Below are 26455 nucleotides of genomic sequence, written 5' to 3'. Positions count from 1 at the left end.
CGACTCCCAGGCCACCTCGAGCAGCAGCCGCTGCTGCGGATCCATCGCCAGGGCCTCGCGAGGTGAGATCCCGAAGAAGCCGGCGTCGAACTCCACCGCCGACTCGACGAAGCCGCCCTCGCGGGTGACCGAGGCGCCCGGCCGGTAGCCCGCCGGGTCGTACAACGCCTCGACGTCCCAGCCCCGGTCGTGCGGGAACGGCGTCATCGCGTCCGTGCCGCTGGCGACCAGATCCCACAGGTCGTCGGGGCCGGTCACGCCGCCCGGATAGCGGCAGGCCATCCCGACCACGACGATCGGGTCGTCGGCCGCCGACACCGGCGCCGGCAGGTCGTGTTGCGGCGCCGCAGCGTCACCGAACTGCTCGGCGAGGTAGCCGGCCAGCCGGGCCGCATTCGGATAGTCGAACACCAGGGTGGCCGACAGCGCCAGCCCGGTCGCCGTCTGCAGCCGGTTGCGCAGCTCGACCGCGGTCAGCGAGTCGAAGCCGGCCTCCCGGAACGCCTGCCCGGGGTCGATGTCGGTGCCGTCGGCGTGGCCGAGGACGGCGGCGGCGTGGTCGCGGACCAGGGCGGTGAGGTGCTCGCGCCGCTCTGCCACGGACATGGCCGCCACCCGGTCGGCGAACGCGGCGCCGTCGGCGTCGGCGAGCTCGCCGACGGCCGGGTTCGTCTCCGGGAGCAGGGCGAATAGGCGGCTGGGGCGGGCCAGGGTGAACGCCGGGACGAACTTGGCCCAGTCCATGTCGGAGACGGTGATGGTGGTCTCGTCGTCCTCGAGGACCCGCTGCATGGCCGCGATCGCGAGGTCGGGCTGCATGGCGAGCACACCCATCCGCCCCAGATAATCCACGAAGGCGGCGTCCAGCTCAGTCATGCCCGGCGCGGCCCAGCCGCCCCAGGCGATGGAGGTGGCGGTCCGGCCTTGCGAGCGCCGGTACTCGGCCAGGCTGTCCAGGCAGGCGTTGCCCGCCGCGTATCCACCCTGGCCGCTGCCGCCCCACGAGGCCGCGCCCGAGGAGAACAGCACGAACGCGTCCAGCTCCAGACCGGCGGTCAGCTCGTCCAGCAGCAGTGCGCCGCTGGCCTTGACCCGCAGCTCGTCATTCAACTGGTCGAGCGTCAAGGACTCCACCGGCGTCAGCGCGCTGCCCACCCCGGCGGCGTGCACCACGGTCCGCAACGGCAGGTCGGCCGGTATGCCAGCGAAGACCTCGGTCATCGCCGCCCGGTCGGCCACGTCGCAGGCGAGCACGCTCACCCGCGCTCCGGTCTGCTCCAGCTCGGCTCGCAGATCGGCCGCACCCGGAGCATCCGGGCCACGGCGGGACAGCAGCACCACGTGCTCGGCGCCCCGGTCCACCAGCCACCGGGCCACGTACGCCCCGAGGCCGCCGGTACCCCCGGTGACCAGCGCGGTGCCGCCCGTACGCCAAGGCTTGCCGGAGCCGCGGCCTGGAGCGTGCACCAGGCGACGGGCCACGACACTCGACGCGCGCACCGCGAGCTGGTCCTCGCCGTGGGCCGTCGACAGCACGCCTGCCAAGCGCGCGGTCGCGGCGGGGTCGAGCTGCTCGGGCAGGTCGATCAGGCCGCCCCACATCGCGGGCAGTTCCAGGGCCGCGACCCGGCCCAGTCCCCAGAGCCCGCCCTGCCATACCCCACTGACCTGCTCGCCCGGCCGGGCGGACACCGCGCCGCGGGTGAGCACCCACAGCGGTGCCGTCAGCCCGGACTGGCGCAGCGCCTGGACCAGCCGCAGGGTCGCCGCCACCCCGGCCTCCTCGGCGGTCGGCAGCCACACCACACCGGCGCAGTCGGCGCCCGCGGCAGCGAGCTGTCCGGCGTTCGCCGCGTCGGCCTCGAGCACTGACACATCCGGACCCAGGGAGTCGACGACACCGGTGACCCACGGATCGTCGCCGCCGGGCACGACCACCAGCCAGCGACCCGCAGGGGAGTTCTGCGGGAGTCCGTCGACCGGAACCCACTGCTGGCGGTAGCACCAGTCGTCGGCGGCCGCCTCCCGCAGGCGGCGCTCACGCCAGTTCAGCAGCGCCGGGACGACACCCGATACCACCTTGTCGTCGACACCCAGCGACCAGGCCAACTGCCCGCCCTCGACGGACTCCCAGAACAGCGCGTCCACCGGGTCACGGCCTGACACCCGCTCCGGGACGGCCGTCGGCCAGTACCGGCGGCGCTGGAACGCGTACGTGGGCAGATCCACCCGCCGCGGCGACCGGCCGGCGAACAGGCCGTCCCAGACGATCGGCACGCCGTGCACGAACAGCTGGGCCGCAGAGGTCAGCATCCGGGCCGGCCCACCCTCGTTGCGCCGCAGCGTCCCGGTGACCACCGCCTCGGTGGCAAGATCGGGATAGTGCGTGTCAAGGGTCTCCTGGACCGGCACGGTCAGGACCGGGTGCGGGCTGACCTCTACCCACGCGGCATAGCCCTCCTCCGCCAGCATTCGGGTGATCTGCTCGAACCGCACCGGCTGACGCAGATTCCGGTACCAGTACTCGGCATCCAGCGAGGCGGTGTCGACGAGGGCACCGTCGACGGTCGAGTACATCGGGACCGAACCCGCCCGGGGCCGTACGAACGCGAGCTCCTCGAGCAGCCGGTCCCGCAGGGGCTCGATGGCCGCCGAGTGGGACGCCGCCATTCCGAGGATCCGGGCCGGCACCCCGGCGGCCTCGAGTTCGCGCAGGTACGCCCGCACGTCGTCCACGTCGCCGGAGACAACTACCGCGGACGGGGAGTTGGTCGCGGCGACGGACAGGTTCGCGTACCCGGAGATCTGCTCCTCGACGACGGATCGCGACAGCTTGACCGAGGCGATCGCGCCCTGCCCGAGCAGGTCCTGCTCGAACATCTTGGAGCGCACCAGGACCACCCGGTAGGCGTCCGCGAGGTCCAGCGCGCCGGCCACGTGCGCCGCGGCGACCTCGCCCTGGGAGTGCCCCACCACGGCCGCGGGCTCGACGCCCAGGGCCCGCCAGGCCTCGGCGAGCGCCACCATCATCGTGAAGAAGACCGGGTGGTAGACGTCGACGCGCTCCAGCAGCTCCGCCGACTCCTCAGGCGCTCGCAGCACGTCCAGCAACGACCAGTCGACCAGTGGCTCCAGGGCCCGGGTGCATTCCTCGACCTTCGCCGCGAAGACCGGCGAGGTGGTGAGCAACTCCTTCGCCATCCCCAGCCACTGCGATCCCTGGCCCGGGAAGACGAACACCACGCGGCTGCCGGAGCGGGCTTCGCCGGTGATGACGTTCGCGGCTGGTTCCCCCGCGGCGAGAGCGGCCAGACCGGCCGTCAGCTCAGCGCGGCCACCGCCGACCACGACGGCGCGGTGCTCGAACAGCGACCGGGAGCTCAGCAGCGACCAGCTGACATCGGCGACGTCAAGCTCCGCGTCGCCCCGCACCCGCTCCAGCAACCGGCTGGCCTGCCCTGCCACCGCGTTCGCGGACCGGCCCGACAGGGCCCACGCCATCGCGGCACCGGGCACGACCAGGCCGGGAGCGTCGGCCGACGGAACCTCGTCGCCGGTGGTCTCGGCTACCGGGGCGGACTCCAGGATCAGGTGTGCGTTGGTGCCGGAGACGCCGAAGGAGGAGACGCCGGCCCGGCGGGGACGCCCGGTCTGCGGCCACGGCACCGGCTCGGTCAGCAGCCGTACCTGGCCTTGGTTCCAGTCGACGTGCGAGGTGGGTTGGTCCGCGTGCAGGGTGCGCGGTAGCACCCCGTGGCGCATCGCCTGCACCATCTTGATCACACCGGCCACCCCGGCCGCCGCCTGAGTGTGAGCGATGTTGGACTTCACCGTACCCAGCCACAGTGGCTGGTCCTCGGGCCGGTCCTGGCCATAAGTGGCCAGCAGCGCCTGCGCTTCGATCGGGTCTCCCAGCGTCGTGCCGGTGCCGTGCGCCTCCACCGCGTCGACCTCGGCGGGGGAGAGTCCGGCGACCGTCAGGGCCTGCCGGATCACCCGCTGCTGTGACGGTCCGTTCGGGGCGGTCAGCCCGTTCGACGCACCGTCCTGATTGACCGCACTCGATCGCACCACCGCGAGAACCGGGTGGCCGTTGCGCTGGGCGTCCGAAAGCCGTTCCAGCACCACGACACCGGCACCCTCGCCGAATCCGGTGCCGTCTGCCGACTCGGCGAACGCCTTGCACCGGCCGTCACCGGCCAGGCCGCCGCCCTGCTGGCTGAACTCCACGAAGGTGCTCGGGGTCGCCATCACGGTCACCCCGCCGGCCAGGGCGAGGGAGCACCCCCCCGACCGCAGTGCCTGACCGGCTAGGTGCATCGCCACCAGCGACGACGAACAGGCCGTATCGACGGTCACAGCCGGACCCTCGAGACCCAGCACGTACGACACCCTGCCGGAGGCGACCGCACCATTGGCGCCGAGACCGGCCGACCCGGTGCCCTCGGGCGAATCGGGCTGATCGGAGGCCGGGTAGTCGTGGTACATCAGGCCGGTGAACACCCCGGTCGGCGAGCCGACGAGGGAGCGCGGGTCGATGCCGGCGTGTTCGAGGGCCTCCCAGGACACTTCCAGCATCAGCCGTTGCTGCGGGTCCATCGAGAGGGCTTCGCGCGGGGAGATCCCGAAGAACCCTGCGTCGAAGTCCGCCGCGGTGTGCAGGAAGCCGCCTTCCCGGGTCAGTGACGTGCCCGGGCGGTTCCCCATCGGGTCGTACAGCGCGTCGACGTCCCAGCCGCGGTCCACCGGGAAGACAGAGACCGCGTCGCCGCCGGAGGCCACCAGATGCCACAGGTCGTCCGGGTCGGCCACCCCGCCGGGGAAACGGCAGGCCATGCCCACGATGGCGAGCGGCTCTCTCGATTTCGACTCGAGCTCCGAGAGTCGCTGGCGGGTACGCCGGAGTTCTGAAGTCACTTTCTTCAGATACTGGAAGGACTTTCCGTCACTCATTATCGCTCCCGCGGCCCCGAGCTGGTGGACGCCCGATGCAGGGTCGGTATATCTAAAGAGGGGAAGATCCCAGCAACCGCAATCGATTATTGTCGGGCCTACACAGCGTCCCGTTTCCAGCGAGGCTAGCGGCGGCCCAATCGTCCTGGGCCCCCTACCGAACCCCTAGGTCCACCGCTACCCCTAGATCGCCGGCCGTCGCCTACGGGCCGGGCAGGCACGCCCAAGCGTCGGCCACCGCCATTCCAGTGCTTTCCCAAGGGCTCCGGGAATTGGATTTCCCGGCGTCGGGAGAAGGAGCAACGGGACGCTGCGCGCGGTGTCAGCGCCGGTGATGCGACTCTCGGCACCCCACGGCGACCGGCACCGCGTCCACCCTCCGAGGCGTCCGGCAACCGCCCGGCGGATGCCGCCCCGGCCACCCCGGGAGCTTGGCCGAAGCAGCCGAGCGGGGCGTTAAGGGTCAGCATCGCACCGGGAGTTAGGGGTTCCGATCGGCAACCTGAGCACGCCACAATCGGTCGTCATCGTCGCGAGGAGCCCGCGTCATGTCATCGTTGCGGACCGCCCGAGAGCGGAGAAGAGCCGCGGGCCGATGGGGCCCGTCCTGGCGGCGGCCGGCGCTCTGCCCGTGATCGCAATGTTGCGCGTTGTCGACAGCGGCGCGGCGCAACTCTATCGCCTCTGTCTCACCACCCAGCCACCGTCGGCGCCGGGCGCCGGCAATGACGACACCGACATTCCCGAGGCTTACCGCAGGAGTATTTAAGGGGGCGACATAGGGGTGTCGATCGGAATCGGCCTCCCGTAGCGTCGGCATTCTGCATGCCAAGAATTCCATCCGGTCCGAAATGAGGCTAGGTACATGGAGCCATTAACCGAGGCAGTTCTCCAGGGCGCCGATCCGGACGAATTGAGTCGCATCCCGGTCCCAGCGGAATTCCTGGCCGCCCATCTGCGGCAAGAGGATGCCGACATTTTCGTGGGCGCAACCGACAAGGACGTGCGCAGCTCGTTGCGGGTGGGCCGTGTGGCGATGCCCGAGCTGGCACCCGACGAGGTGCTGCTGGCCGTCATGGCCAGCTCGATCAACTACAACACCGTGTGGTCAGCGACTTTCGAGCCCGTCTCCACCTTCGACGCACTGAAGCGGATGGCCAAGGCGGGTCGGTGGGACGCCCGGCACGACCAGCCGTTCCATGTGGTCGGCTCGGACGCTGCGGGGATAGTCGTGCGAACCGGTGCTGCCGTGCGCCGGTGGGCAGTGGGCGACCGCGTCTCCGTCTGCCCCCTGGTGGCGGACACCGAGGACCCGATGACACACGCGGACAGCATGCTGTCTGACATGCGGGCCTGGGGTTATGAGACGAACTTCGGCGGTCTGGCCCAGTACGCCGTGGTCCGTTCGAGCCAGCTGATGCCCAAACCGGCCCACCTGACCTGGGAGGAAGCCGCCTGCATCCCGCTCTGCGGCGGCACCGCGTACCGGATGCTGATCGGTGACCGGGGTGCCCGGATGAAGCAGGGCGACGTCGTCCTGATCTGGGGAGCGTCGGGAGGCCTCGGCTCTTTCGCCGTCCAGATGGTCAAGAACGGCGGGGGCATCCCGGTCGGAGTCGTCAGCTCGGAGTACAAGGCGGACCTGGTCCGCAAGCTCGGCTGCGACGTCGTGATCAACCGGCAGGAGATCGGTATCGGGGTCCAGCCAGAGCCAGGCCCGCCGACGGTGAAGCTCGCCAAGCGGCTCGGTCGGGCGATCCGGCAGGCGGTGGGTGAAGATCCACACATCGTCTTCGACTACGTCGGCAAGGCGACCTTCGGCCTCTCCGTCATCGTGGCCCGCCGCGGCGGGAGCATCGTCACCTGCGGCTCGACCTCGGGATTCGAGCACAACTTCGATAATCGCTACTTCTGGATGAACCTCAAACGCGTCATCGGCAGCCACGGGATGAACCTCAGCGAGGCGACCGAGACGATGCGGCTGAGCCGACTGGGCAAGCTGGCCCCGGCTCTCTCCGCGGTGTATCCGCTCGCCGAGGCGGCCGAGGCGACCCGGCTTGTGCAGACCAACGCCCACACGGGCAAAGTCGGCGTGCTGTGCATGGCACCCGAGCCCGGTCTCGGCGTCACCGACCACCAGCTACGCGCCCGGCTCGGCGAGCAGTGGCTCAACCCGCTCAGGTCCATGCCGTAGCGGGCCCGCGAAACGAGGTATGCCGAACTGTGACCGCCACAGCGTTCGAATTATTGGCCCAGCTGGCCCCTACCCTGCCGGAGGCGTCGCGGCTGCGGGGCGAGAAGCAGCCCGACAACGTCGCGTACGTCTTCCTGCGCGACGGCGAGACACCCGAGCAGACCCTGACCTACGGTCAGCTCGACACCGCAGCCCGGGCGGGCGCGGCCGCTTTGGACGCGGCGGGGCTCAGCGGCGGCGCAGCCGTTCTGCTGTACCCGTCGGGCCTGGAGTTCATTTCGACGCTGCTGGCCTGCATGTACGCCGGGATTGCGGGCGCACCCGTCCAGGTGCCGACCAGGCGCCGCAGCATGCACCGGGTGCGCCGCATCGCCGACGACGTCGGCACGTCGACGATCCTCACAACGGCCGCCGTCAAGCGCGAGCTTGAGGAGGGCTTCGGTGACCTGCCTGAACTGGCCGGGCTGACCCTGCTCGACACCGAGTCGATGCAGGACTTCCCGACCGACGACTGGGCCGGGAGTCCACCCGGTCCGGACGACATCGCGCTGCTGCAGTACACCTCCGGCTCCACCGGGGATCCGAAGGGCGTCGAGGTCACCCACGCCAACTTCCGCAGCAACGTCGCCGAGACCATCGAGCTGTGGCCCCTCCGCTCCGATGGGACGGTTGTCAACTGGCTTCCGCTCTTCCACGACATGGGCCTCATGTTTGGCGTGGTGATGCCGCTGTGGTCGGGTATCCCGGCCTACCTGATGGCTCCGCAGGCGTTCATCCGGCGGCCGGCGCGCTGGTTGGAGGCGATCTCCCGGTTCCGTGGCACCCACGCCGCAGCGCCCAGTTTCGCCTACGAGCTGTGCGTACGCTCGGCCACCGACGCAGGCCTGCCGCCCGGGCTGGATCTCTCTTCCTGGCGGGTCGCGGTCAACGGGGCCGAGGCGGTGCGCTGGGCGACGGTACGCGCGTTCACCGAGGCGTACGCCCCGGCGGGGTTCCGCCCGCAGGCCATGTGCCCGGGCTACGGCCTGGCAGAGAACACCCTGAAGCTCAGCGGCAGTCCGGAGGATCGCGAACCCACTGTGCTACGGCTCGACGCCGAGGCACTGCAGGAGGGCCGGGTGGCCCCGCTCGCCGGCCCTGAGCTCGGCGGCGTACCAGTGGTGGGTTGCGGGGTGACCGTGGGCACCTCGCACCTGTCCATCGTGGATCCCGCCACGGGCATCGCCCAGCAGGCCGACCAGGTGGGCGAGATCTGGATCAACGGCCCCTGCGTCGCCCGCGGCTACCACGGACGGCCGGCGGACAGCGCCGAGGCCTTCGGCGCCCGGATCGTCGGGCAGGAGCAGCGCGGCACCTGGCTGCGGACGGGTGACCTGGGCTTTCTGCACGGCGACGAGGTCTTCATCGCGGGCCGGCTGAAGGATTTGGTCATCCACCAAGGCCGCAACTACTACCCGCAGGACATCGAACTGTCGGCGGAGAAGTCGGACCCGGCGTTGCACCCCAACTGCGCCGCGGCCTTCGCCGTCGACGACGGGCACACCGAGCGCGTGGTACTGCTGGTCGAGGCCGACGGCCGGGCGCTGCGCAACGGCGGCGGTGACTCGCTACGGGCCCGGGTGCGCGACGCCGTCCGGGATGGGCAGCGCCTGTGGATCGACGAGATCGTGCTCGTCCGCCGAGGATCACTGCCGAAGACCTCCAGCGGCAAGATGCAGCGCCGCGAGGCCCGCCGCCGCTATCTCGACGGCGAGTTCGGCCCGGCCCCGGCGCGGGAGGCGTGATGAGGGGCATGGTCAGCACGACCGCCGCAGCCGCCAGCTCCCGGATAATCGGGGTCGGCGCCTACCGGCCGAGCCGGGTGGTGCACAACGCCGAGCTTGTCGAATTGATCGACTCCACACCAGGCCAACCTGCGCATCGTCGAAGCGGTCGCGACCGGCCTCGGGCTGCCACCGCATGTGGCCATAGCCCGGGACGTGACGGACACCGGCAACACCTCGGCCGCTTCCATTCCGCTGGCGATGGAACGTGTGCGGCCCAGGGCGCCGTGGACAGCGGCGCCCTTGCCCTGCTCGTCGGCTTCGGGGCCGGCCTGACGTACGCCGCCATGGTGGGCGCCCTGCCCTGACCGTCCCCAGCCACCTGGAGATGACGAGGGCGGTCGGCGCGTAGCCGACCGCCCTCGTCAGCGCGCTCAGTCGCCAGGCGACACCGGGACGGGTCAGCGCGGCGTGCAGATGCCCCTCGTCGTCCTACTCGGCGACATTTACCTGATCGAGGGCACGGCCTACCCGAGCAGCCTGTGGTGCCGGAAATCCGGCTGGGCCCGCATGCACTCCAGTACCGCCGCGAAGAACTACTCGAATTCGCTTACAGGGCCGTGAACTTCGAATACCTTCGGGATGTCCATCACCACCGTAATACATCTTCCCGTAACAGTATTGGGCGCGCACCATCCCAGCCTGGACCGGCAGAGATGGCAAGGTCGCGGCACCGCGCCGACCACTCGGACCGGATCGGGGCCACAAAGGTCGTCAATAGAGACACAATCAAGGGAAAGTCAAGCAAAACCAAAGCCCGAAAAGTCGCCCGGAGGGATACTCTTCGGCCACCCTTGACAGTTAACGTCAATTGTCATATTGTCATCAAAACGTGTACCAATATGCTCGACTCCACTCCCATGCGCACGGAACTTCTATGGGGGAAACAATGGACATCGGGATTCTCGGGCCTCAGGGCGTCGGCGCCAACGACCCGGGAGGTGGCGCCGAGCGCACCCAGGCCCCGGCAACCACTGGCGTTGCTGGCGGCTCGGGTCGGCCAGGTCGTCCCCTGTTGACCTCATGGTGGACGAGTTATGGGAGAGCACCCCACCACCCAGCGTGGTCGCGACGGTGCAGACCTACTTAGTGCTCCTGAGACTGCTACTCGCGGCAAGGCCCACACCTACGGGTCAGCAGCGCGGAAGTGGCCCAGGAGATGCTGGCGTACCCCGGCTGGGGCTACCGGTTGGCGGCCGAGAGGGGTAGCCATGACGCCACCCTTTTCACCCGGTACGCCGCCCTTGGCCGCCGCGCACTGACCGAGGGCGACAACGGTCGGCCCTCGGCAGTGCTGCGGAAGACGCCCGCTTGCTGACGCGGTCCGGCTCTGACGAACGTGCCGTGTGTTGGAGGCATCTCGTTTGGTGAGCCGTCGGTGGCGGATGAGGGTGCATGCGATGGCGGCGAAGGCGGGGAAGTCCCCGGCCTTGCGCTCGCAGCGGCGGTGTAGTCGGCGGCAGCCGGTGTGCCACGCGACCGTCCGCTCAAGGGCCCAGCGGTGGCGGCCGAGTCGGTTGGAGGACCCGATGCCTTTGTGGGTGATGCGGCGGTCGCTAGGCCATCGCCGCAGGTGGAGATGGTCGTAGCCGTTATCGGCGTGGAGTTTGGCGGGGCGGCGTCTGCGTGGTCCGCGGGGGGAGCGGACGGGCGGGATCGCTGGCACGAGGGGGATCAGGGCCTGGCTGTCGTGGAGGTTCGCGGCGGAGGTGCCGACCGAGAGGGCGGACCGGAGCCATCGATGATCAAGTGGATCTTCGAGCCGTTCTTGCCTCGGTCGACAGGATTCGAACCCGTCAGCTTCCCCCTTTCGGGGCCCGCATGTTCACCGTGCCGATCGCGCAGTGGCTCCAGTCCAGTTCGCCGCCCGAGCCGAGTTCGTCCAGGACCAGCCGTTGGAGCTTGGCCCAGACCTGGGCCTTGCTCCACTCGGTGAATCGCCGGTGCGCGGTGGCCCCGGACGGCCTGAAGCAGGGTGGGAGCTGCTGCCAGGTGCGGCCCGAGGCGGCCGCGAACACGATCGCGGCCAGTACTTCGCGGTCGCCGTGTCGCCGCCTCGCGGCCGTCTCGGACGCGGGCGGGACGACCCGTACGAACAGCTCGGACTCGACCGGCACGGCGGCCCGGTCCTGTCCGGGATATGGGCCCGGGCCCTCCAGCGACTGCTGGAACTCAACGCAGTGATCTGGCACCACTGGGCCGCCGGAGTCGAAAGGAAAGCAACCCACCTAAAACGTAAGGAAACGTTCGTTGATCCGCTACGGCCACATGAGGCCACTGACCAGCGCGCAGCGATGCATCAACCATCTTTCGAGGGGGCCTCAGGACATGCTGGAACGTGATGAATGCCTCGGCCAGCTCACGGATCTGATTGCCGGATGCGCTGGGGGGACCGGGGCGACAGGCATCATCAGCGGAGCGGTGGGGTTCGGGAAGACCGCGCTGTTAGACGTTCTCTTAGCCCGGGCCGCAGCCTGCAGGTACACGGTGCTCGGGGCTGTCGGCTCCCAGGTCGAACGCGAATTTCCGTACGCGGTGGTGGAACAGCTCTTTCGGGGCGCCGAACTCGCCGAAGCTGGCACGGGCCTCCAGGCGTCGCTTCAACGTGCCAAAGAACAAAAGTCTCTGCTCGGTTCGGAGGCGGGTGCGGCTCAGGCCATGCAGGCATGCCATGGCCTGCTGGTCGAGCTCAGTGCGCACCGGCCTGTCGTCCTCTGCGTCGACGATATCCAGCACGCCGACCCCCAGTCCCTGGCCTGTCTGCTCTACCTCATCAGGCGCTGCCGGCGGATCCCGGTCACTATTCTCCTCACGCTCGGACCGTCCGGGATCGCCCCTGGCGAGGGCGTGCTCGCCGAACTCGCCTGTCGGCCGGGTGTGGTGCATGTCAGGTTGGGTGCGTTCGATCCGGGGGGTATGGCCCGGCTGATCGCCGACCGGTTCGGTCAGGCCGCGGCAGAGCAGTACGCGCCCGGCTTCTTCGCGATGAGCGGCGGGAATCCGCTCCTGGCGCAGGCTCTTTTGAGCGACCACACTGCCCGGCAGACAGTCCCCGAGGCGGGTTACAGCCCTGTTGCCGCTGACCTGTTCCGCGAAGCCTCGGTGGCCTGCACCCGCCGCAGCGGCCCGAACGGGCTCCGGGTAGCCCGGGGAATCGCGATCGCTAACGGCGCCGGCTCGCCGGCGTTGCTTGCGCAGCTGGTCGAGCTGGAGAAGTGCGACGTGGAATCGGCGATGAGGATCCTCACCGAGTCCCGGCTGCTCGAAGGTCTTCGCTTCCGCCATCCGGCGATCCGCGCGGCCGTGCTGGACGACATGTCGGCCGTGGACCGGACGCGGCTGTACCACCGGGCTGCCGGGTTGCTGCGCAACGAGGGCGCACCCGCCATCGTGGTAGCGCAGCATCTCATCGCGGGCGGAACGGTGGAGGACGACTGGGCGCCGCAGTTGCTGATGGACGCGGCTGAACAAGCGCTCGGCGAGGACCGGGTGTCTCTGGCGGGGCAGTGTCTTCAGCTTGCCGCCAGCTGCTGCCATGATCAAAGCCAGAGCCATGTCATCAAGGCGAATCTGGCCCGCATCAAGTGGCGGGACCAGCCCGAGGCCGCCGTGCGCATAATGTTGTCTCTCGTTGGCCCCGCCAGGACCGGCGACCTGCCGGGTGCCATCCGCCTCAAGGTGGCCCACCGGCTCTTGATGCAAGGCCGGGTTTCCGAAGCGGTCGAGATCGGGGGGCCGCTGTTCGCCGCACATGCCGACGAGGCGCAAGGGGACTGCCTCACCCTTGAGTTGGACGTGACCCGGCTGTGGCTGGCGTTCACCTACCCTCCGGCGTACCAGCAACTGACGGGACTTGCCTCGCCGACCCGTCTCCATCAGGCGCCCTCGTACCAGATCGGACGTCCCCGGCTGTCCGCCATCCACACGCTGTGGGCGGTCTTGAAGCGCGGCGCAGACGACGTGCTGGCGGCCGAGGCGGAGCGAGTACTGCAGCACCTCCCGGCCGAGGACGACACGATCAGCTCTCTGAATTCCGCGATCGCGGCGTTGGTCTACGCGGACAGGCTGGAGTCCGCGGCCGCCTGGTGCGGTCAGCTTCAGACGGTCGCAACCGAGCGCCGTGCCCCGACTTGGCATGCCCTCTTTACCTCAACGCGGGCGATGATCGCACTGCGCAAGGGGGCGCTGCGCACCGCCGCAGAGTCGGCGGAGGCCACACTGCGGAGCATGTCGGTGGAGGCGTGGGGCGTCGAGATCGGCATGCCGTTGGCCACCGCCATCGAGGCCCGTACCGGGATCGGGGACCACGCGGCCAGCGCCGAGCTCGTCAACACCCCAGTACCGAAGGGGCTCTTGGAAACCCGCTTCGGGCTCCACTACCTCTACGCACGGGGGCGTCACTATCTGGCCACGGGCTATTACGACGCCGCCCTCGCGGACTTCATCCTGTGCGGTGAGAAGGCGCAGGCATGGGAGCTGGATTCGCCGACCCTGGCGCCGTGGCGAATCGGCGCCGTGGAGGTGTGGCTGCAGCGTGGCCACCGGGAGCGAGCGAGCAGGTTGGCCGATGAGCATCTCGCGCTCGTCAAGCGCGTCCAACGCCGCACCCTGGGAGTCGCATTGCGGGTCCAGGCCGTTACCCGTGCTCCGTCCCAGCGGATCGAACTGCTGGGTAAGGCAGTGGACACGTTGCAGTCCGCGGGGGACCGGTACGAGCTGGCCCTTACGCTGGTCGAGCTGTGTGGGGCACATCAGTGGCAAGGCGAGGCCGCGCAGGCCCGTTTGCTCCTCCGTCAGGCGTGGCGTCTGGCCAGCGAGTGCGGCGCCGAGGGCCTGTGCTCGTCGCTGATGCCCAAGCCGGTCACCGTGACTCAGGTGGAACAGCCGCGGAGTCTGCCGCCCGCAGACGACATGGCGGCCAACGTGCTGTCCGAGGCCGAGTTGAGGGTGTGCTCGCTCGCTGCGCGGGGCCATACGAACCGCGAGATATCCGACAGGCTGTTCATCACGGTGAGCACTGTCGAGCAGCACCTCACCCGGGCCTACCGCAAGCTCAATATCCGCCACCGCCGTGAGCTGCCTGTCAGCCTCGCCTCCTGACCTGGCCCTCGGCCCCCGCGCCGCCCCTTCGGAACATGGACGGCGGCGCACACTCTCCTGTCGGTGACTTCGTTGGGGGTGTCAGGGTGGTCTGAGGTGACCCCTGCGATCTGGACACCCTGATGGCGGATCTTGGTGGTCCGGGAAGATGGTTCACGTGGCAGGGCGGATATACACCCCGGAGTTCCGGGCGGACGCGGTGACGTTGTGGAGGGCTTCGGCGGGGCGGTTGAGTGACGACGACGACCGGGGAGCGCCTGCGGCCGGGTTTCCAGTCCATGAGGTGTTCTTCGCGGAGTAGCTGGCTGGGCCACCGGGGGACGGGGCTGCCAACGTGGGCGGCGAGTTCTGACCAGCGAGGGCTGTAGGTGAGGTCTGGTCGTTCGCGGTCTACGGCTTTCAGATATGGCAGTTCGTGGAGGTTGTCGTCCCACTGGATGACAACCGCGGTGGCGCTGTCGGGGTGGTGTTCGAGTGCTTCTTGGGGGCTGGGGCGTTCGTGGCCGTAGATGACGGCGACGGCGCCGCGTGGGGTTTGCGAACGGCCGGCGAAGTGCTCGAGCGGCTGGTACTGGCCAGCGGGGGGCTTGGTATGCCTGCCGTCCAGGTAGCGCGGGGAGACTTGGCCGGCGGGGCGCAGCAGCTGGGGGTGGCGTGGGCGAGGTCGGGGTAGTGGGCGGCGAGCCAGCGGACGAACCCGTGGGCTGACCACTTCGTTTCGCCCTCGGTGTGCCTCGGATCGATGGGTTCGATCATGCTGGGGTTGGTGGCGATCTGGCGCCAGTCTGCCCGGCTGATGCGGAACGTCTGCTGTAACTCTGCGGCGGTCATGCTTTTCAAGTGGCGCCCCCATGGCTGGCGTTGCTGTCGGCAAACGCGACGGATCGCCCGCACCGGACCGCACCGGGAAGCGGATCGCCGGACCCCGGGCAACCTTCACCAACTGCGCCGGGGCCACCGCCTCCACCACCGCCTGGAACAGGTCCAACTGCTTCTGGGCCTGCGGGGTCCAGCGGACCTCCACCCAGCCGTCGGAGACACTGCCCAGCGTTCCGGCCGCGGTGGCGCCGGACGCCGTGCCCGTGAACTGCGCCAGCAGCGGAGCCGCCAGGGCCGCGCCCAGAACCCCTCGTCGCGTTGCGCTCATCGACGTGTACCCCTCCCTGTCCTAGGGCCGGCAGGACACGGCCCCGGACGGATCATCCGACCGGCCGGGCACCTGCGGGGCCGACCAGCGGGGGAAACCACCCAAAAGAAGTGCGCGTGCAGGCGACGGATCTGCTGCAACACGTCGCGAGTACGACCTCGCGGCCAACTAGCGTGCTCAGTCACAAACGTTCCTGTCCCCGGCAACAAGAGCGCCGGGAGCGGGGACGTTCCTGTGGTCAGTGGGCGCGGTGCGTACAGGCAGCCCGTGAACGCGTGGTCCGCAGCGGCAACGTCACGATCGGTCAGATGTGCCGCAGCGTCGATTGACGGACTCAGGGGCCGCTGGACGGGGTGGGGCCGAATCCGCTTTCGGTGCCGCGGGGTTCGCCCTGGCTGAAGGTCGAGATCGAGCAGCGGGCGACGCCGGGCCCCGGTACCAGTCCTCGGCCGGTTCATCGATGCCCTTGGGCCCACACGGCGAGTGGCTCATTGGGGCTACTCGTGTCCGGTGAACATGTTGATCAGGCTGTGGGGTGCGTTGTCGCCGAAGAGGAGTTCGTGGAGGTGGGCGCCATCGGTTGCGGCCGCGGCGCTGCGGGGGAACAGGGCCTGCTCGTATTCGGTGAGCGCGGCCTCGACATCATCGGGGTGCGCGGCGATGGCCTTTCCGAGTTCGGCTCCGTCGTACATGGCCAGGTTGGCGCCTTCACCGTTCGGGGCCGAGAGGTGGGCGGCGTCGCCGAGCAGGGTCACCCCTGGCACCCGATCCCACTGGTGCTTGATGGGCAGGGCGTTGAGGGCGCGCAGGACCGGTGCGGTCTCACCGTCGGTGATGAGCGCCGTGAGCTCCGGCGCCCAGCCGCCGAACTCCTGCGCGATCCGTGCGGTGGCCGCGGCGGAATCGGTGAAGTCGATACCGGCGAACCAGTCCTGCGGTTTGGAGAGCGCCACGTAGGTGTGGAGGGTCCCGCCGCTCTCTCGGTGAGCCTGGATCCCCTTTCCCGGCGCGAGCGCGAACAGCGACCCGCCGCCGACCGCTTTCGCGCTGGCAGGGTGCAGGGTGTCGGCGTCGAGCAGGTAGGTCTCGACGAACGACCTGCCGATGTACTCGGGTGTGGCGTCGGAGAGCAATGGCCGGACCCTTGACCACGCGCCGTCCGCGCCGACCAGCAGGCTCGTGACGACGGTGGTGCCGTCGGCGAAGGCCACCTCGTGGCGCCCCTCCCCGAGGGAACGGACGCCGCTGACCTTGTGCCCCCACCGGACGGTGCCGGCCGGGAGTGAGTCGAGCAGGATCCGTCGCAGCTCGCCGCGCAGCACCTCGGGACGTCCACGCGTGCTGTCGTCGTCAAACAGAACGGTCCCGTCCGAGGCGAGGACCCGTGTTGCCTCGCGGCCCTCCAAGACGAGGCCGCGGAACTCGTCCATCAGTCCCGCCGCCTGGAGAGCCGGTTGGCCGTTGTCGTCGTGAATGTCGAGCATCCCGCCCTGCGATCGCGCCGTCGGAGAGGCCTCCGCCTCGTAGACCGTGGCCGGGATTCCATGGACGTGCAGGACGCGGGCGAGCGTGAGGCCGCCGAGTCCGGCGCCGATGATCGTGACAGGAGTGCGCATCGTGGCTCCTTAGGGATCGTGGCTGCCCGCGCGAGGTTCGGCCAGCCTCTCTGGAATGTTGTTCCAGTACTGGAACAGCGCTCCATGCTGGAACGGCGCTCCAGATATGTCAAGATGGCGACATGGCAACGCGGACGCGCCGGTCACAGCGGCGCACAGAGGCGCTCTCCCGCCAGCGCATCGTCGAGGCTGCCGTCCAGCTGCTCGACGCGGCCGGCGAAGGCGGGCTGACGTTCCGGGCGCTGACCGAGCGTCTCGCCACCGGGCCCGGGGCGATCTACTGGCATGTGGCGAACAAGAGCGAGCTGCTGGACGCCGCCGCCGACGCCGTCGTCGCCGCCGCTGTGGCCCTCAAGCCCGCCGAGCCGCCGGGCGCGCCGCCGGGCGAGATCCGCGCTGTCGCGCTCGGCCTGTTCGACGCGATCGACGAACACCCGTGGCTCGCCACGCAGCTCGCCATGCAGCTCTCCCGCAGCCCCTGGGGATCGGTGACGACGCGTATCTTCGAAAGCATCGGCCAGCGGGTCCGGGCACTCGGCGTGCCTGACGGCAACTTGTTCACGGCGACCTCGGCGCTGGTGCACTACATCCTCGGCGCCGTCGGCCAGAACGCCGCGAACACCCGCGTTGACGGCCTCCACGTGGACCGCGGCGAGTTCCTCGACGCCGTATCGACGGCATGGGAGGAGCTCGACCCCGACGACTACCCGTTCACCCGGGCCGTCGTGGACCAGGTACGCGAGCACGACGACCGCGAGCAGTTCCTCGCCGGGATCGATTTCGTCCTCACCGGCATCACCGCTCTCCACCTGCCCAGTGGACAGGCGTGCACCCCACCCGCTGCCTGAGGGCGGTGAGGCCCTCGGCCCCGGCCACCAGCGCGGTCTCGAACCGGGCTACGGCCCGCAGCAGAGGCCACCCGGTCGGCGTGAGGCGGCTGGTGACCCCCTGAGCGAGTGAGCCACCGCGGGTCCCCGGCCACGTGCTTGCGAGGATCGCGTTGGTGATCCGCTCGGGGTCGGTCGGGCGCGCGTCGATGCCGCCGGTGCGCGCACGCCGCCGGGGGAGTTCGGGCCCGCGGCGGTCGTGGAGATCCGCTCAGGTGCACGTTGAGCGCGAGCGCGGTCGTCTCGGAGCCGAACAGGTCTGTCGCGGTGGTCACGCCCTCGGGGGCCCGTGCCGGTACCCGGTCAGCGAGTCCCGGGCCGTACGCCACGGGCTCGGCGCCCAGGGGCCGCTGGAACTCGAACGTGCTCTGCGAGCCGGTTCCGATCACTGTGGTGCCGGCTTCGCGAGCTGTACGGCGAACACGCCCGTGCCGTCGGCGGCATCGCCGACCAGGACGGTGTCACCGCAATGCGGTGTCGTGGTTGTCCTGGTGCCGGTAGGGGGCCAGGAAGGTGGTGAGTGCGGCCAGCATGTCTTCGGGTGTCTCTTCGGCGGGGTAGTGGCCGCAGTTGTCGATGATCAGGCTTTCCACGTCGTGGGCGGCGAGCTTCATCGTGTTGCCGACGAGTTCGCCGCTGTTCTGCGCTCCTGCGATCGTCAGGACGGGGAGGGTCAGCTGTCGGGTTCTGCGCTGCTGGTTCTGCGCGATGGTCGCATCGAGTGCGCGGTAGAACGCGAAGCTGGCGCGGAGGGCTTCCGGGTCGCAGGCGAGGGTGTCGATGTAGTGGCGGACGGCGTAGTCGGGCAGTTTCCTGGCGGCCTTGGTCGCGAACTGGTGGCCGAAGTAGAGGTGTTCTCGCCCTTTCACCAACTGCTCGTTGACTTCGCTGAGGCGGTTGAAGGCGAAGTGCCAGAGCCGGTCGTTGGACTGCGTGCTGCCGAGGAGGGGCGGTGAGGGGGACAGGCCCGGGACGGTGGCCTCGGCGACGGCCAGGCGGTCGAGGTGGTTCGGGTGGTCCGCGGCCAGGGCGTAGCCGGTCCACATGCCGATGTCGTGGCCGACCATGGCGAACCTGTGGTGGCCGAGCGCGGCCATCAGCGCTACCAGGTCGGAGGCGAGGGTGCCGGTGTCGTATCCGTCGAGGGGTTTGTCGGACAGCCCGACGCCGCGTGGGTCGACGGCGACGACCTGGAAGTCCTGGGCCAGTGCCGGCATCAGCAGGCGCCAGGCGTACCACGTCTGGGGCCAGCCGCACACGAGCAGCAGCGCGGGTCCCTCACCTCCGGTGACGGCGTGCAAGCGCAGACCGTCGGTGTCGACGTACCGGCTGGTGAACGTGTCGGTGAAACCGGTCGGCAGATTCGGTGCCTGGAAGACGGAGCCGGGACCTTGCGGGGTGGGTGGATGGGGCGAAGACGAGCTCATGGTGTCGCCTTTCCTCAGAGATGGGACTTGGTGGGCTCGTGCCGGGGGTGCAGTCGATGTCAGCGGTTGGCGGCTGCCCCGGTGTGTCGGACAGGGCCGCGAACGGCGCCAGGGCGAGCGGCGTGTCCGCGCGGGATCAATGACTGCCACGCTAGCGGAGGCCTGGCATGTCGGGGCGGAAACAGTTCGACGTCAACGAGGCGCTGGACAAGGCCATGCGCGTGTTCTGGCAGCGCGGGTACGCCGACGCCCCACTCGATGCCCTCGGGTCCGCGACCGGTCTCGGCCGCGGGTCCCTCTACGGTGCCTTCGGCGGCAAGAGCGCACTGTTCCGCCAGTGCCTCGACCGCTATGCCTCGACCTACGCCGCCCAGTACGAGCAGGCACTCGCGGCACATCCTGCGGATCCGATACGCGCGGTCGAGGCGTTCTTCGACGTTGTCCTGGACCGCATCGCCGACCCGACAGTCCCCGCGGGATGTCTCATCGCGCAGTCCGCTGCGCAGTCGCCGACACTGGAAGAGGACAACAGCAGCCACGTGCGCGCCCTGCTCGACACCCAGCGCACGAGGGTACGCGCGGCACTGGCGGACTCCTCGGCCGGGCCTGAAGTACTCGACGAACTCGCCACCTTCGTCGTCGCCGTCAACCAGTCCCTGGCCGTGCTCAGCCGCGCCGGCGCCTCGAACGCCGAACTGCGCACCGTGGCGCGCCTCGCCTGCACCACCGTGGCGGACACCATCGCCCGCGCGAGACCCGAACCCACCACCCACAACTGACAGTTGCCCTGGCCAGCCGGGGGCTTGCCGTTCGGCCATGGGCTCATGTCCAGTTGAGTCCGGGGTAGAGGAGCGGCCCGGCAAGCGCCGGTCCGTTCTTGACCCGAGGACCGCCGTGGCCCTCCATCGGCGGTAGGTGCAGCAGCATCGTGTACCGGCTGGCGCGCTCGACGAGCGTACCGATCGCTGAGCTGTCTAGGCCGATGATGAGGTCGTCTTCGCAGTGCCCTGGTACGGCCCGGTCCTCGGCCTCGGCGGGACGCTGACTGATCGTCACTTCCTCGGTGACGAACTTCTTCCCGTGGCCCCCGGCCCTGGCCCGAGGCACCCGCAGCGCGTGACCCGTGCGCAGACAAGCTGTCGGCTCGCGGCTCAACGCGTCGCGGCCTTGGATGTACGGGGCCTGGTAGATAGCCTCGCGCGAGACCCGCATCGCCTCGTCCTCAGGGAAGCCGATCGGGAGCCGGTGGGATCTGCGGCGGGCTCCGGGAGGACGCCTAGCGCCGGTCCTGACGGCGCGGCGTCGGTTCGATGTTCACGAGAGTGGGCAGCACAGCTGTTACGGGCCGAGGCGCAAGGTCAGGTGGCTGCTTCTGGGGGCATGCTCCCCGTACGACCACACCTGATCAGCGTTCCGCGGAGATGACGAATTCCGCGTTGTAGGCACACGCCCGGCCCGCCGTGTCGCTCAGGGGGCCGGGCGTGTGACTAGTGCAGCGGTGACGGTGGTCACCGGCTGTTCTCCTTCATCGCTGCCTGTGGGGAGTTGGGGGTCAGTTCACGGTTGCCGGGGAGAGCGTGGGTGCGGTCGTGAAGGCTGTCCACGATGTGCGTTCGACGACCAGGCGGCGCAGTGTGCGTGTCTCGCGGGGGCTGTTCCAGCCGAGCACGCCGGCCACCACCCCGTCGTGGCCGTAGGCGGCGACGAAGTGACCGTTCGACGGGTCGCCATGAACGATCCGCGGCTCCGCGCCGGGCGGGAAGATGCCGTACGCCTGGATCCTGGTGTCGTACTGGTCGGTCCAGAAGTAGGGCACGGGAGCGAACGGGACGGCGTCGCCGAGCAGGTTGCCGGATGCGGCCATGGCCTGTTCGGTGGCGTTCATCCGGTGCTCCAGCCGCATCCGGGTGCCGAAGCGCGGGTTGTGCCAGGAGGCGACATCGCCGGCGGCGTAGATTCCGGGCGCGGCCTGGCACAGAGCGTCGCATACCACCCCGTTGCTCAGGCTCAGGCCCGAGCCGGTCAGCCAGCCGGTCGCAGGGGCGGATCCGACGGCGAGGACGATCACATCGGCCGGCAGCGTGGTGCCGTCGCTGAGTTCCACCCCGGTCACCCGTCCGCCGGTGTCGCGCAGCCGGTGTACCGGCACTCCGCAGCGCAGGCGCGTTCCGTGGTGGCGGTGCAGATCGGCGACGAGCGCGCCGATGCGGTCCCCGAACGGGCGCCGTACCGGGACGGGCTCCGGCTCGACCACGGTCACCTGCAGGCCCATGGTCCGGGCTGCCGCGGCGACTTCGGTACCCAGGAATCCGCCCCCTACTACGACCACCCGGGACCCGGCGAGCAGCGCTGCGCGCAGGGCGAGCGCGTCGTCGAGGGTGCGCAGGACGTGGACCCCGGCCAGATCACTGTCGGGAAGGCGCCGGGGGGCGACGCCGGTGGCGATGAGCAGACCGTCGAAGCCGATGCTCTCGCCGTCACTCAGACGCACCCGGCGGCCCGCCACGTCGAGTGCGGTGGCGGACCGTCCGAGCCGCAGGTCGGCCTCCAGCCGTGCCAGTTCCTGTGGGGATCGCAGGGCGATACGCTCGGCGGGCCAGCTGCCTGTGAGGATCTGCTTGGACAGCGGTGGCCGGTCGTAGGGCGGACGGGGGTCCGCACCGATCAGGGTGAGGTCAGCGCCGTAGCCGCGGCGTCGGAGGGTTTCGGCCGCGGTCAGTCCCGCGGCCGAGGCTCCGACGATGACGATCCGCTTCACTCGTTCTTCTCCTGCTCCTCCATCCAGATCGCCTGGGCCGGGCAGAGGACGGCGGCCTGCCGGACGTCGTCCGCTAGGTGTTCGGGCGGGTTCTCGGTGAGGAGGACGACGATGCCGTCCTCCTCACGCTGGTCGAATACTTCCGGCGTGGCAAGTACGCACTGGCCGGAGGCGACACACTTGTTCTGGTCGACGATCACCTTCATCGGATCCTCCTGTTCTGCGCGGGACTTGGCCGCGGTCACCAGGTGATGGGCAGTTCGTAGACGCCGTAGACGAGCCCGTCGTGCTTGAACGGGATCTCCTCCAGGTCCACCGCCAACTGCACAGTGGGGATGCGGCGGTACAGGGTGCCGTAGACGACCTGCAGCTCGACCCGGGCCAGCGGTTGGCCCAGGCACTGGTGGACGCCGAAGCCGAAGGCCACGTGGTGGCGGGTGTCGCGGCCGATGTCCAGCCGGTCGGGGTCGGGGAAGGCGGCGGGATCGCGGTTGCCGATGTCGTTGGCGAGGATGACGCCTTCGCCGGCGCGGATGGTGACCCCGCCGATCTCGATGTCCTCCAGGGCCACCCGGCGCCGTCCGCTGTGCACGATGTTCAGGTAGCGCAGGAGTTCCTCGACGGCTGAGGCGATCACCTTCGGATCGTCGCTCTCACGCAGCCGGGCCAGCTGGTCCGGGTGCTGCAGCAGGGTCAGGGTGCCCAGCGCGATCATGTTCGCCGTGGTCTCGTGCCCGGCGATCAGCAGGAGGATTCCCGTGTTGGCCGCTTCACGCCGCGAGAGTTCTCCGGCCTTGACCCGCGCGGCCAGCGTGGAAAGCAGGTCGTCGGCCGGGTGGACGAGCTTGTCGCCGATCAGCCGGTCCAGGTAGTCGATCAGCCGCTGGGTGGCTGCCCGTGCCTGTTCCGGTGGAGTGGCGCGCTTGATCAGGACCTTGCTGTTGGCCTGGAAGAAGTCGTGGTCGGCATACGGGACGCCGAGCAGCTCGCAGATCACCAGCGACGGCACCGGCAATGCGAACGCCTGGACCAGGTCCACCGGCTTCGGCCCGGCGAGCATGGCGTCGATCAAGCCGTCGACGATTTTTTGGATCGCCGGCCGCAGCGCCTCCACGTGCTTGATGGAAAAGGCCGCGGTGACCATCCGGCGCTGCCGGGCATGCTCCGGATCGTCCATCGAGATGAAGCTCCGCGACTGCCTGCGGCGCACCAATGAGCCTGGGGACTGATGGGGGTGGTGCGGGTGGGTGCTGTCCGCGCTGATGCGCGGATCGGCCAGCAGCGCCCGCTGGTCCTCATAACGGGTAACCAGCCACGGGCTGCTGCCGTCCCACAGCCGCACCCTGCTGACCGGGGCCCGGCCCTGCAGCGTGTACAGGGTAGGCGGCGGGTCGAACGGGCAGCCGACCGCCCGGGTCATGGGGTAGTCGGGTACCTCCGCCGACGGCGCATCAGTGCCGGGTGCCGAGATGGTGCTCATGGTTCTCTGCCCTTTCCGGAAAACTGATATGGGGGCAGGCACCGGGACCGGGGCCCGGCGCGCGAGGCGCGACGGGCAGCGGAGCAGGTCCCGCCTGCAGGAGAGGACACCGAAGAGCGCGGCCCCGGAGGTTCAGGGGGCTGACCCGCCGCCGGGAACGCCGGGTTGCGGGGCGGCTTGGACCATCCGCTGGACGATGGGCAGGGCCGTGCGCATGGCTTCGCCCAGCGCCCGCACGTCGTGCTCGGGCAACGCGGCCAGCAGGTCGGCCACCCGGGCACTCTGCGCGCTTCGGCGCTCGGCCATCAGCGCGCGCCCGGCATCCGTGATGGCGACGAGGCGGACCCGTCCGTCTTCGGAATGGCCCACTCGCGTTGCCAGCCCTTGAGCTTCCAGCCGCTGCACCAGCACGGTCATCGACGGTTGGGCGATGCCCTCTGCCGCTGCCAGCGCGGTCAGCCGGATCGGACCTTCCTGCTCCAGCCTGTTGAGCGCCGCGGCGGTGGTCAGACTCATGCCCTGCCGGTCCGACAGGAGGTACCTGACCATTCCGGTGGTCAGCTGGTTCAGCGCCGCCGCCACCTCCCGGGGACCCTCTTCAGGTGTCTCATCCATACCTCCGTTTATATCACTCATCTATATTGACTGTCTATATAGATGAGTGATATGCCTGGTTGTGAGCCGTTAATTGGGGGTTCTGGTCACAACCAAGGCGCCATCGCGGCGTCGGAAGAAGGTGACGACCGTGACCTGCGCCTACACCCCGGACATCTCCCCGTCGCACGCCACTGCCCGGCGCCCGCAGGCATCGGGCGGCCCCTGGCCCCTGGCACACCGCCCGGAATCCGCCGGAGAAGCCCGCAAGATCACCCAAAAGGTCCTGACTCAGTGGAGGGTCGCCGATGAGGCGGCCGACTCGGTGCTGCTGACCGTCTCCGAACTCGTCACCAACGCCGTGGAGCACGCACAGCCCCCACTGAACCTCAACCTGAGCCGCGACCCGGGCACCCGGCGCGTGCACATCGAAATCTCCGACGGCGGCCCAGCTGCCACGGACGGCGACTGGGCAGCCAACTGCGCCCGCGGCGAGCACGGCCGCGGGCTGGAGATCATCGACCACCTCACCGCCGCGCATGGCGACCGCCAGGAGTTCGGAGACGCTATCCACTGGGCTGACGTGAACGGCGCGCGCCTGACCGGATCACACCGCACGGCTTGCCGGCCCCGCCGAAGCCGCCCCGGCCCCGAACCAGGCAGTTATCAGGTCAGCCCCCACTGTCTCCGAGCGGGCGACGTCGGCGATCGCCTCCGGAATGCTTGACATAGCGGGGGATGCCCTCGGGCTGCTTGTTCCCCAACACCGGTCGAGATTCACGATCAGTTCGATTCCCGCGAGTCGCCCAAGTGCCTCCTGAAGTGGTGAACATCTGCTGTCCGTTCCGCTCTCGTGAACAGAGCCACCAGCTCGGTGCGCTCGGTGGGGATGCCGCAGGCGGGACAGAGCAGGCCGCAGGCAGGTCAGCGGCCCGGACTTTTGGACGGACAGACGCCCGAGGCGCAGGAGTTGGCGGGGTGGCTGCGGCACCTTACTTGGCACCTGACCCAGCGGGAGTTGGAGGAGCGGTTCACCTACGGGCGCACGTAGTGGAGTGCGTTCCTCAAGGGCCGCAAGCTGATTCCCAGCTGGTTGGTGCAGGATCTGGTCGCCGCGCTGGTCAAGCGGCACACAGGCACTTGCCTACGTGCTCGCCCCCTCAGCGAACCGGTTCCGCCCTTTGCTGATCATCAGGCAAGGAACGCTGGCCCCTCGCAGCAACGGCGCGCAGGCGAAGCACGTTCCATCGACGGAGAGAGCTGTGGCCGGATCGGCCACAGCTCCTCTCAGAGTCGAGATGGCCGATCGGCCACCCGGATTTCGCCCCTCCTTGGTCGGCCAACTGATGACGAGCTTGCGACCGGCACGAGACTCCTGACTGAGCGCTGCGCGCCTGTACTTCCCCGTCGGAAGACGGTGCAACGCGCGTACTGGCCCCCTGTACATCTCTTCCGGACGGCATCGCGGCGCGCAGCCCTCCCGGTTCGGTGCCGGCTCACCTGTCGTCTGCCTGGCCCGCAGGAGGATGCACCCGCACCCTGCCCATGCGGGAGTCCTTGCGGCAGACTGCCCGGGTGCGTACACGCCGTCCGCTGGGTCACGGCCCCGATGACCCTGATGCTGCCGACGCCCTCCAAGCCCTGCGTGTGGGGCGCCCTGCCACGGTCGCTGAACTCGCGGCCGCGGCCGCCGAGGTGGTCGGCCACGGCCACGCTGATCCCGGCGCGAAGCTGCCCGCGGCGACACCGCAGGCGGAGCGACGATCGCTCGGCGACGGCCCGTCCAGCTGACCCGCCAGAGTTCGGACGGGATCTGAAGGACGAGCGGTTTTCCTCTTCGACGAGGTTGATCGGGATCTGATCGCGCTACGGCGCTGCCGCCGCCTCCGGCCGCCGTCCCACGGGGCCGTCACAAGTGCCTGCGTCCGTGCAGGTAGGGCTCGGGACGTCCCGTGGGTACGTCATCTCGGTGGCAGATCTGGCCGGGTCCGGTACCCAGGCAGCAGCCTGAGTCACGAAGCCGGGCGATGTGGTCCGCTGGCAGCGCCCTGCCGTCACTCAGGCGTAGATCTGTTCTCGGCGCTCGGTCAACCAGGGTGTCGCGACTGAGTGGCTGTCAGCACACCGATTTCACCAGCGTGGCATTCGGGAGAGGCATATGAAGAGTTCAGCAGCATCACGTCGGATCCTGTCGCGCGGGGCTGTCGCTGCGGCCGGCGTTGCGCTCGCAGTCGGCGCCGCGACGGTGCCGGCGTCGGCGAACCCGGCAGGGGAGTGGATCTCCACCTATCGTGGCGCCGCAAAGCAGTCATCGAGCTGGAGCGGCGCGTTCGGCAGCACGCAGCTCTGTGAGCTGAACCGGATTTTGTAGCGGCCCTGAAGCCAGGCATGATCGCCTCGGCAGATGGGAGAACACAGGTCCGATGCCTGCACCACGGAAGTACCCCGACGAACTGCGTGAGCGGGCCGTCCGCGA

The 26455-nt window shown here is 69.5% G+C and carries 17 protein-coding genes and 4 pseudogenes; 11 read left to right on the top strand and 10 right to left on the bottom strand.

What is annotated here, in order from left to right; translation table 11 throughout:
- On the bottom strand, positions 1-4953 hold a 4953-nt coding region (locus tag P2L57_RS38575; RefSeq protein ID WP_275823019.1), incomplete at its 3' end, for a type I polyketide synthase.
- An 865-nt stretch (positions 4954-5818) separates the two neighbouring features.
- Here P2L57_RS38575 and ccrA point away from each other — a divergent pair.
- From ccrA to P2L57_RS38555, 4 genes and pseudogenes are all read left to right on the top strand, one after another.
- Positions 5819-7147 carry a crotonyl-CoA carboxylase/reductase gene (gene ccrA / locus P2L57_RS38570; RefSeq protein WP_275823017.1) on the top strand — a complete coding sequence of 443 codons (1329 nt, stop codon included), beginning with the start codon at positions 5819-5821 and terminating at the stop codon, positions 7145-7147.
- A 29-nt stretch (positions 7148-7176) separates the two neighbouring features.
- Positions 7177-8931, top strand: coding sequence for a fatty acyl-AMP ligase (locus tag P2L57_RS38565; protein ID WP_275823015.1), 1755 nt, complete (start codon positions 7177-7179; stop codon positions 8929-8931).
- Between the two features lie 114 nt (positions 8932-9045).
- Positions 9046-9278: pseudogene (locus P2L57_RS38560) on the top strand (3-oxoacyl-[acyl-carrier-protein] synthase III C-terminal domain-containing protein); the annotation flags it as partial.
- 839 nt (positions 9279-10117) lie between these two features.
- Complete coding sequence (locus P2L57_RS38555) at positions 10118-10288, top strand: hypothetical protein (protein ID WP_275823022.1); 171 nt, start codon at positions 10118-10120, stop codon at positions 10286-10288.
- Between the two features lie 48 nt (positions 10289-10336).
- On the opposite strand, the pseudogene P2L57_RS38550 reads toward P2L57_RS38555, so the two are convergent.
- A pseudogene (locus P2L57_RS38550) lies at positions 10337-11087 on the bottom strand (IS5 family transposase); the annotation flags it as partial.
- 211 nt (positions 11088-11298) lie between these two features.
- On the opposite strand from P2L57_RS38550, the gene P2L57_RS38545 reads away from it, so the two are divergent.
- Positions 11299-14070: a helix-turn-helix transcriptional regulator gene (locus P2L57_RS38545; RefSeq protein ID WP_275823013.1), complete on the top strand. Its 2772-nt coding sequence runs from the start codon at positions 11299-11301 to the stop codon at positions 14068-14070.
- Positions 14071-14921: 851 nt separating this feature from the next.
- A complete protein-coding gene (locus P2L57_RS38540; protein WP_275823011.1) occupies positions 14922-15242 on the top strand; it encodes a hypothetical protein in 321 nt (106 codons plus the stop codon).
- 472 nt (positions 15243-15714) lie between these two features.
- Here P2L57_RS38540 and P2L57_RS38535 read toward each other — a convergent pair whose 3' ends face one another.
- Complete coding sequence (locus tag P2L57_RS38535; RefSeq protein ID WP_275823009.1) at positions 15715-16833, bottom strand: FAD-dependent oxidoreductase; 1119 nt, start codon at positions 16831-16833, stop codon at positions 15715-15717.
- 122 nt (positions 16834-16955) lie between these two features.
- On the opposite strand from P2L57_RS38535, the gene P2L57_RS38530 reads away from it, so the two are divergent.
- On the top strand, positions 16956-17681 hold the full coding sequence (locus P2L57_RS38530; RefSeq protein WP_275823007.1) for a TetR/AcrR family transcriptional regulator: 726 nt from the start codon (positions 16956-16958) through the stop codon (positions 17679-17681).
- A gap of 266 nt (positions 17682-17947) precedes the next feature.
- Here P2L57_RS38530 and P2L57_RS38525 read toward each other — a convergent pair.
- Together P2L57_RS38525 and P2L57_RS38520 are read right to left on the bottom strand one after the other, a co-directional pair.
- Positions 17948-18186: pseudogene (locus P2L57_RS38525) on the bottom strand (NADP-dependent oxidoreductase); the annotation flags it as partial.
- Positions 18182-19147: an alpha/beta fold hydrolase gene (locus P2L57_RS38520; protein WP_275823004.1), complete on the bottom strand. Its 966-nt coding sequence runs from the start codon at positions 19145-19147 to the stop codon at positions 18182-18184. The pseudogene P2L57_RS38525 and the gene P2L57_RS38520, both read right to left, overlap by 5 nt.
- 167 nt (positions 19148-19314) lie before the next feature.
- Between P2L57_RS38520 and P2L57_RS38515 the strand changes: the two genes are divergently transcribed.
- Entirely contained in the window at positions 19315-19926 is a 612-nt protein-coding gene (locus P2L57_RS38515) for a TetR/AcrR family transcriptional regulator (RefSeq protein ID WP_275822985.1), read from the top strand.
- Positions 19927-20002: 76 nt separating this feature from the next.
- On the opposite strand, the pseudogene P2L57_RS38510 reads toward P2L57_RS38515, so the two are convergent.
- The 5 genes and pseudogenes from P2L57_RS38510 to P2L57_RS38490 form a co-directional block, all read right to left on the bottom strand.
- Positions 20003-20398, bottom strand: a pseudogene (locus P2L57_RS38510) (transposase); the annotation flags it as partial.
- Positions 20399-20699: 301 nt separating this feature from the next.
- Positions 20700-21905, bottom strand: coding sequence for an NAD(P)/FAD-dependent oxidoreductase (locus tag P2L57_RS38505; protein WP_275822983.1), 1206 nt, complete (start codon positions 21903-21905; stop codon positions 20700-20702).
- On the bottom strand, positions 21902-22111 hold the full coding sequence (locus P2L57_RS38500) for a ferredoxin (protein WP_275822981.1): 210 nt from the start codon (positions 22109-22111) through the stop codon (positions 21902-21904). Before P2L57_RS38500 ends, P2L57_RS38505 begins: the two co-directional genes overlap by 4 nt.
- Before the next feature lie 35 nt (positions 22112-22146).
- Positions 22147-23385: a cytochrome P450 gene (locus tag P2L57_RS38495; protein ID WP_275822979.1), complete on the bottom strand. Its 1239-nt coding sequence runs from the start codon at positions 23383-23385 to the stop codon at positions 22147-22149.
- Positions 23386-23517: 132 nt separating this feature from the next.
- Positions 23518-24000, bottom strand: a complete 483-nt coding sequence (locus P2L57_RS38490) for a MarR family winged helix-turn-helix transcriptional regulator (RefSeq protein WP_275822977.1) — start codon at positions 23998-24000, stop codon at positions 23518-23520.
- 130 nt (positions 24001-24130) lie between these two features.
- On the opposite strand from P2L57_RS38490, the gene P2L57_RS38485 reads away from it, so the two are divergent.
- From P2L57_RS38485 to P2L57_RS38475, 3 genes are all read left to right on the top strand, one after another.
- Positions 24131-24706 (top strand): ATP-binding protein, encoded by a 576-nt coding sequence (locus P2L57_RS38485; RefSeq protein ID WP_275822975.1) that lies wholly within the window; start codon positions 24131-24133, stop codon positions 24704-24706.
- 126 nt (positions 24707-24832) lie between these two features.
- Positions 24833-25030 (top strand): hypothetical protein, encoded by a 198-nt coding sequence (locus P2L57_RS38480; protein WP_275822973.1) that lies wholly within the window; start codon positions 24833-24835, stop codon positions 25028-25030.
- 524 nt (positions 25031-25554) lie between these two features.
- A complete protein-coding gene (locus tag P2L57_RS38475; RefSeq protein WP_275822971.1) occupies positions 25555-25770 on the top strand; it encodes a hypothetical protein in 216 nt (71 codons plus the stop codon).
- Positions 25771-26455: the final 685 nt, after the last annotated feature.

This window comes from Streptantibioticus ferralitis (assembly GCF_029223525.1).
Taxonomy (GTDB): Bacteria; Actinomycetota; Actinomycetes; order Streptomycetales; family Streptomycetaceae; genus Streptantibioticus_A; species Streptantibioticus_A ferralitis.
This window is presented reverse-complemented; position numbering and strand designations above follow the sequence as displayed.

What these genes read in the sequence shown, in the direction of transcription:
- P2L57_RS38540 (WP_275823011.1), top strand. Translation starts at nt 14,922, where the DNA reads ATGGCTGGCGTTGCTGTCGGCAAACGCGACGGATCGCCCGCACCGGAC.
- ccrA (WP_275823017.1), top strand. Translation starts at nt 5,819, where the DNA reads ATGGAGCCATTAACCGAGGCAGTTCTCCAGGGCGCCGATCCGGACGAA.
- P2L57_RS38535 (WP_275823009.1), bottom strand. Translation starts at nt 16,833, where the DNA reads ATGCGCACTCCTGTCACGATCATCGGCGCCGGACTCGGCGGCCTCACG.
- P2L57_RS38545 (WP_275823013.1), top strand. Translation starts at nt 11,299, where the DNA reads ATGCTGGAACGTGATGAATGCCTCGGCCAGCTCACGGATCTGATTGCC.
- P2L57_RS38515 (WP_275822985.1), top strand. Translation starts at nt 19,315, where the DNA reads ATGTCGGGGCGGAAACAGTTCGACGTCAACGAGGCGCTGGACAAGGCC.
- P2L57_RS38490 (WP_275822977.1), bottom strand. Translation starts at nt 24,000, where the DNA reads ATGGATGAGACACCTGAAGAGGGTCCCCGGGAGGTGGCGGCGGCGCTG.
- P2L57_RS38520 (WP_275823004.1), bottom strand. Translation starts at nt 19,147, where the DNA reads ATGAGCTCGTCTTCGCCCCATCCACCCACCCCGCAAGGTCCCGGCTCC.
- P2L57_RS38500 (WP_275822981.1), bottom strand. Translation starts at nt 22,111, where the DNA reads ATGAAGGTGATCGTCGACCAGAACAAGTGTGTCGCCTCCGGCCAGTGC.
- P2L57_RS38495 (WP_275822979.1), bottom strand. Translation starts at nt 23,385, where the DNA reads ATGAGCACCATCTCGGCACCCGGCACTGATGCGCCGTCGGCGGAGGTA.
- P2L57_RS38530 (WP_275823007.1), top strand. Translation starts at nt 16,956, where the DNA reads ATGGCAACGCGGACGCGCCGGTCACAGCGGCGCACAGAGGCGCTCTCC.